The 6,363-nt window shown below is 64.0% G+C and carries 5 protein-coding genes and 1 pseudogene; 2 read left to right on the top strand and 4 right to left on the bottom strand.

Annotated elements, in window-relative coordinates:
- Window positions 1–99: 99 nt before the first annotated feature.
- From ACWC2T_RS36910 to ACWC2T_RS36900, 3 genes and pseudogenes are all read right to left on the bottom strand, one after another.
- Window positions 100–306 (bottom strand): annotated as a pseudogene (locus tag ACWC2T_RS36910) (ISAzo13 family transposase); the annotation flags it as partial.
- A gap of 158 nt (window positions 307–464) precedes the next feature.
- Window positions 465–1,358 carry a LysR family transcriptional regulator gene (locus ACWC2T_RS36905; RefSeq protein WP_450674703.1) on the bottom strand — a complete coding sequence of 298 codons (894 nt, stop codon included), beginning with the start codon at window positions 1,356–1,358 and terminating at the stop codon, window positions 465–467.
- A gap of 81 nt (window positions 1,359–1,439) precedes the next feature.
- Window positions 1,440–2,945, bottom strand: coding sequence for an argininosuccinate lyase (locus ACWC2T_RS36900; protein WP_450674702.1), 1,506 nt, complete (start codon window positions 2,943–2,945; stop codon window positions 1,440–1,442).
- Between the two features lie 311 nt (window positions 2,946–3,256).
- On the opposite strand from ACWC2T_RS36900, the gene ACWC2T_RS36895 reads away from it, so the two are divergent.
- Window positions 3,257–4,618, top strand: a complete 1,362-nt coding sequence (locus ACWC2T_RS36895; RefSeq protein WP_450674701.1) for an MFS transporter — start codon at window positions 3,257–3,259, stop codon at window positions 4,616–4,618.
- 9 nt (window positions 4,619–4,627) lie between these two features.
- Here ACWC2T_RS36895 and ACWC2T_RS36890 read toward each other — a convergent pair whose 3' ends face one another.
- Window positions 4,628–4,750, bottom strand: coding sequence for a hypothetical protein (locus ACWC2T_RS36890; RefSeq protein WP_450674700.1), 123 nt, complete (start codon window positions 4,748–4,750; stop codon window positions 4,628–4,630).
- Window positions 4,751–4,877: 127 nt separating this feature from the next.
- Here ACWC2T_RS36890 and ACWC2T_RS36885 point away from each other — a divergent pair, with 127 nt between their 5' ends.
- Complete coding sequence (locus ACWC2T_RS36885; RefSeq protein ID WP_450674699.1) at window positions 4,878–6,092, top strand: asparaginase; 1,215 nt, start codon at window positions 4,878–4,880, stop codon at window positions 6,090–6,092.
- Window positions 6,093–6,363: the final 271 nt, after the last annotated feature.

Raw genomic sequence — 6,363 nt, 5'->3', positions numbered from 1 at the left:
CCTAGAGAAACGCCCCTCAGGCGCCCTTACCCATGTCCGCGCAGGTCAGACCCCAGATTCGTGACTCTATGCCGCTGAATTACGCGGAACGCAGGCTTGAGGCTCCTCGCCGGCCTCCAGCTCGTCCACGCCTTTGCGGACTGTCGTCTCGCTGACCTGGGCCGCCCGTGCGACCGCCCGGATACCGCCATGCCCCAGGATCCGGGCCTCGGCTCCCAACAGCAGACGCCGCTGCCGCTCATCCAGGTGTGGAAACAACACCCCGAACTTTGCGAGTTGACCACGGACCCCATCGGAGACGCTCATATCACAACAACGAGCCGCATCACGCGAAGCAACACCTTGATTCTCTGGGAGCCCTTAGCGTATGCCTGCCACTGCAACACCGAACGCCCCGGAGCTTGAGATCGCCAGGGCGCTTGTGGCAGTGCCTGTCCGCAGAGACCGGCCTCTGGGGCCCCGAATCATGTGAGCGTCGGGACGGACACTGTTTGTCCCACGTCGACCAAATGACGGGCGCTGTCGTTGAAGCGTTCGGGCCGAATCACCATACGCAGGGGAACGGCGGGTGCGGGAGGCGTCAGCGGCCGGTAGACGGCTCCCTCGTGCTTGAGCGCCGCCGCACGCCCCGGCACCACGGCGACGCCGAGACCCGAAGCCACAAGGGCTACGAGGTTGTAGCCGGTCACGGCTTCCGCGACCAGGTCGGGACTGAACCCGTTGGCGAGGCAGCTGGCCACGACCGAGTCGAACTCCAATGACGCCTTGGCGCGATCAGCCATGACGAAGCGTTCAGTCACGAGGTCTGACCACCGTACCGTCTGCTGAGCCGCGAGAGGATGCTTCGTGGCAACGGCCACACAGTAGTCGTCTGCCGGCAGGTCGAAAGTCATCCAGTCCTCAGGCGGCGTGTGGCTCCGGAACACACCGATGTCCAGGCCCGAAGTGCGGAGCAGGTGCATCTGTTCCTCCACATTGAGCTCGTGGACGCGGATGGAGACGGTGGGCTCCACCTCGCGGTACGCCTCGAGGAGTTTCGGGGCGAAGCCGATGATCGCCGATGGGACGCATCCCACGGAGAACGCGTCAGCTCGCCCTTTTGCGGCTTCGTGCACCAGGGCCGGGAGGCCCCGGTACTGCTGCAGGATGCGTCGCGCCTCGGGGAGCAGCGCCTCGCCCGCCGGTGTGAGGGAGATCCGCCTGGTGGACCGGTCCACCAGCTTCTCACCCAGCTCGTCCTCCAGTCGCTGGATCTGCTGAGTGAGGGGCGGCTGCGACACATGCAGCCGTGCGGAGGCTTTGGTGAAACTCAGTTCCTCGGCCACGGCCACGAAGTAGCTGAGTCGTGTCAGGCTCATCGGACATCGCTCTCCCGGACTCCGCTCATACGGAAGCGAACTGTATGCCTTACCACAGTAGACTCCCCGAGGATGAGCGCTTCAGATCAGGATTGCATCGATGGCCTCTTCCAGCTGGCGAGCAGCCTCGTTGATACGCTCCTGGTAGCTGCGGACGACGGCCCTGTCCTGCTGCAGCCCATGCCGCAGTTCCTCGAGGGCGCCCTCCTGCCTGGCATGTGCCGGCCCCCCGTACACGGATCGTCGCTGTACCGACTGCGCCGGGTCAATTGTGGCGGCGATCGCCTCAGGCGCAAGGCCGAGAGCCTTGCCGAAATAGAGTTCGGCGGCTTCGTCTATGAGTTCAGACGTGACCTGGTCCGGTGAGATGCCGCGCTCGCCGCTGAGGCGCACAACGATACCCGTGATCTGATGCGCCGATCGCCAGGGCAGGCCGGCGCCGGCTACCATGAGCCCTGCGAGATCGCTGGCGGTGGACCAGCCGTCGAGTGCCGCTTGCAGCATGCGCCCGGTTCGCGGAGTGAGCGCCTCGAGCATGAGACCGAGGTCCTTGCCCAGCGGCACGAGGTCGTCCAGCAACTCCCACAGAAGGCGCTCGGCCTCGAACCGTTCCAGCATCGGCTGTCCGGAGGGACCGCGTTCAGCCATGAACCCGCTCATGATCACCCCGGTCGCCTTCACCGCCTGGGCCTTGATCTGCTGAGGAAGGCTCGGATTGCGCTTCTGCGGCATCACACTAGAGGTGTCACAGAAACGGTCCGGAACGTCGATGTACTGCACGTCACTTGCGAGCCAGAGTTCGACGTCGTCGCTCAGCCGGGCGAGGTCGGACCATGCGGTCCCTGTCACCGAGACTGCTTCGAGATTGACGTCGTGGCTGATGATCGCATCGAAGGTATTGGACATCGGTGCGTCGAAGCCAAGGAGCTCCGCCGTGCGGTGCCGGTCGATGGGGAATTCACTGCCGGTGAGGATTCCGGCTCCCGCTGGCGATTGATTGACCCGGGCCAAAAGTCCGAGGAACCGGTCCGTGTCGCGCGCCAGGGCAGTGGCCCACATGCCGAACCAGTGTCCCAACGATGTCGGTTGCGCATGCTGCAGGAAAGTTTGAGCCGGAAATACGACGTCGATGTGGCGTTCGGAAAGCCGGATAAGGCGTTCCCGAAGACTGTTCAGGGCCGCAAGAGCGCCGATGATCTTTGTGCGCATGGTCAGCCGTCGTGAGACCTCGCCCAGATCACCGGAGCTGCGCCCCAGATTGATCTGTCCTCCGATCTGCTCACCAAGATTCTGGATTAGATATTGTTCGCACGAATGTTCGCCGCCTTGGGCGCGCAGTCGCGTCTCCCATACGCCTTGGCGTTCCATCCGGCGAATCGCCTCGAAGATCCGCTTCCCGTCGCTCCGGTCGATGAGTCCCTGCTCGACCAGCATCGCGATGTGCGCCTTGTCGAAGGCATGCACGGCATCCAGCGTCACACCGAACTTCTCGGTCCGATGGAACGACAGATCGTCGAGGAGCTCCTCAGTGAGCCGTATGCCGGCGGCGCGGTAGCCGCGGTAGCGCTCGGGCGGTTGCTGGAGCAAGGATTACCTCCGACATGTTTCGGACCGACGCAGTGTCGCGTCGGTCGGGTCGTCCAACGTCGGTGTCCGAGTTTGACATGTCGCGGACGGCAAAGCACTGGGACAGGCGTTGTCTTCCCATACGAGTTTGATATAAGTGATTTCGTCAGATTGTATTAGACATGCGGTGTTTGCCGTGAATCATTGGCAAGCAAGCGTGTTGATGTCCATGCGAAACCACGCGGGATGGGTACGAGTCGCAGCGATCCGGGCGGTGAAACGACCGCCAGTAAGTGGAAATGCAGCGCTCGTGGAGTGAAAGACAGGCGCACATGAAGGTGAAGTACCCGGCGCATCCAGTTCTCTTTGATGAAGCCCCGGTTATGAAATTCCACTGGCGGGTCGGTACGGCCTCGGCGACAGGCTCGCTGTCGGACGGATATGTCCTCGGCGTGAGCGGGATCGCGCTGGCAACTGCAGCCCAGTCGGTGAAGATTGATGATGTCTGGATGGGACTGCTGGCCTCTTCGACGCTCATCGGACTCTTCCTCGGCGCGCTGATAGCAGGCCGTCTGGTCGACCGCTTCGGCCGCAAGCCCTTCTATGGGCCTCTTATGCTTGTCTTCGCCGTCGTTTCGCTCGTTCAGTTCTGGGCGGAGCCGGGATGGTCACTGTTTGCGATCCGGTTGGTTCTCGGAATTCTCCTCGGTGGCGATTATGTCGCCTCCAAGGCGCTGCTCGCGGAATACACGCCCGCGCACTGGCGAGGTCGCGCGCTGAGCATGCTAGGTATCGCCTGGGCCGCGGGCTTCGCGTCCGCGTACGTCGTCGGTTTGTTCCTGCGGGACATCCCCGACATCGGGTGGCATCTCATCCTGATCAGCTCAGCCGTCCCGGCCGTGATCGTCTTCCTACTGCGGCTCGGCATCCCCGAATCTCCGCGGTGGCTTGTGCAGCAAGGGCAGGTGGAGCGGGCTCGGGCCATCGTTTCCGAGAAGCTCGGTGCCCACGTGGAGCTTCCCGAGGCCGCGAACCCCACTGGGGCGTCCACCGAGACAACCCGCGACCTCTTCGGGCGGAAGTTCGTGCGCCGCACCCTCATCGCGTGCATGGCGTACGCGGTCGGCGTGATGCCCAACTTCGCGCTCGGGACCTTCTCGCCGTACGTGCTGAAGACGCTGGGTGTGCAGAACGCCTTCGTCGGTGCCCTTGGCTACAACGTGTGCGTGGCCATCGGTGCCCTGCTGGGCTATTTCGTGGTGGACCGAATGGGGCGGCGCGTGCTGCTGTTCGGCGGATTCCTGATCGCCGCGCTGCTACTTGCCCCCCTGACGTTCGGCACGAATCTCGATCCCATGGTCACGCTCGTGCTCTTCGCGGTCTTCGCTCTGGTCATCGTCTCGACGGGAAACGTGGTCTACGTGTACCCGGCCGAACTATTCCCCACTCGGCTGCGGGGTCAAGGGGTGGGTCTGGCCGTGGCGGCCAGTCGACTCGGTTCTGCGGTGACGACCTTCCTGATGCCCGTGGTAGTCGGCAGCTACGGAATCTCGGTCGCTCTCGGTGCCTGCATGGTGCTGCTGGTCGTCGGCGGTGTCGCTGGCTTCACCTGGGGCCCGGAGACGGCGAACCAGGCGCTCGGCGAAACCAACGAGTCACATCGCGCCGTCGCTCCGGCTAGAAGCGCTGACTGATCCCTGCCTTCATTCTGTGGCCATCGGGCAGCGTTCACCGAATTTCAGGAAATGCTGTCGGGCGGTGGTCAGGCGCATCGGCTCGCCGAGCAGAGGTGAGCGATCGCTTACCGCTTTCATGTCGTCATTCACGGTCAGTCGAAAGCCGCGCTCAATGCGCAGGCCAGTCCGGATGGGATGTGCTGAGCGGGTGACGCAACGGCGTCGTTTTTCCTACTCAAAAAATTCGCAGTGTATCCCTACGAGGAGTGAGATCCGCTTGAAAAAGATCGGCGTCAGCGCAGTTGCCCTATCGGTTGCCGTTGGTGTGACAGCGACCGTGCTGTCCCTGGCGAATGCCTCTGCAACGGACTCGACTGCGGCCGGCGCGGCAACGCCCAAGCCGCCGAAGTTCGTGGTGAAGCCCGTTGCGCTCGCCACGCGGAACCCGAAGCTGCCAGACATCGTGGTGGTGGACGCCGGTGGCACGATCACCGCCACGGCCAAGGACCGCATCAGCTATCAGCACTACGGCCCGACTCTCCCCGGTGGCATACAGGACGTCCTCAAGCCGCTGTACCCGGAACTGGGGAAGGTGGCCAACGTCTCGGTCGTGAAGACGGACATCACCGGGGCTTCAACTCAGACCAGCACCAAGAACATGTACGACCTCTCCCGCACGGTTGACGCAGCCCTGGCGTTGCCCGGTGTCGACGGAGTGGTCGTCAACAGCGGCACCAACGTGCTCGAGGAGGATGCCTACTACCTGGACCTGACCGTGCAGTCGAACAAGCCGGTGGTCATCAGCGGCTCGATGCACCAGTCGCAGACCTTCACCACCGACGGTGCGACCAACATGTTCAGCTCCATCCGGCTGGCCGCCAGTGGCAAGACCACCTGTTACGGCACTGTCATGCTGATGAACGACCAGTTCTTCGCCGCCCGGGAAGTCACCAAGACTGACGGCTACCGCATGGACACCTTCGGCGCCGGCAATTACGGCGCACTGGGCGTGGTCAACGAGGACCACATCCGTACGATGCGTGCGCCCGCCCGCGTGATGAAGTGCGGCAAGAACTCCTGGAAGACGCCGTTCGACCTCTCTAAGAAGGCGGCGTCCGACCTGCCGCCGGTGGACATCGTCAGCAGCTACATCGACTCTTCCCCGGTTCCGATCGACGCTCTGGTGAAGGCCGGCGAGAAGGGCATCGTCACCTCGGGCCACGGCCCCGGCGACATCTCGACCGCGCAGAGCGCGGCTCAAGCGGCGGCGATCAAGAAGGGCGTGCTCTTCGTATCGTCCACCCGGACCGGCGGCGAGGGCACCTACGACGACGGCACCCCCGGCGTCATTGGAGCCGCTGACCTCTCGCCCCAGAAGGCCCGCATTCTGCTGCAGCTGGGTCTTGCCTTCAGCGGCAAGGAGTCGCAGATCCGCACCTGGTTCACCACCATCGGCGACCCCGAGTTCGACTTCTCCGCGTTCCGCAAGTAGTCGACGGAGCGTCCGAGAGATCGCACAAGTTCCTGATGCGACCGGCCGGCCAGGGCACAAGGCCCTGGTCGGCCGGCGCGGCGTGGTCCGCGAACGCTTGGCGATGGACACACCGGCGTCGTTTCACCGAGGGTGTCGATCCACCCGAAGCGTTCCAGCGGCCACGTGACGACATGCGGCGCGTCGGCCGGATCGGCGATGTCGTCGGCGGGGGTGGCAATCCAAGCACTGCTCCTGGCCGTCCCCGTGTATCGCCTGGACGGCGGCGCCG

Source organism: Streptomyces sp. NPDC001393 (assembly GCF_053597455.1).
This window is presented reverse-complemented; position numbering and strand designations above follow the sequence as displayed.

Excerpts from the sequence above, each read along its gene's own strand:
- ACWC2T_RS36905 (WP_450674703.1), bottom strand. The coding sequence starts at position 1,358 with ATGAGCCTGACACGACTCAGCTACTTCGTGGCCGTGGCCGAGGAACTG.
- ACWC2T_RS36895 (WP_450674701.1), top strand. The coding sequence starts at position 3,257 with ATGAAGGTGAAGTACCCGGCGCATCCAGTTCTCTTTGATGAAGCCCCG.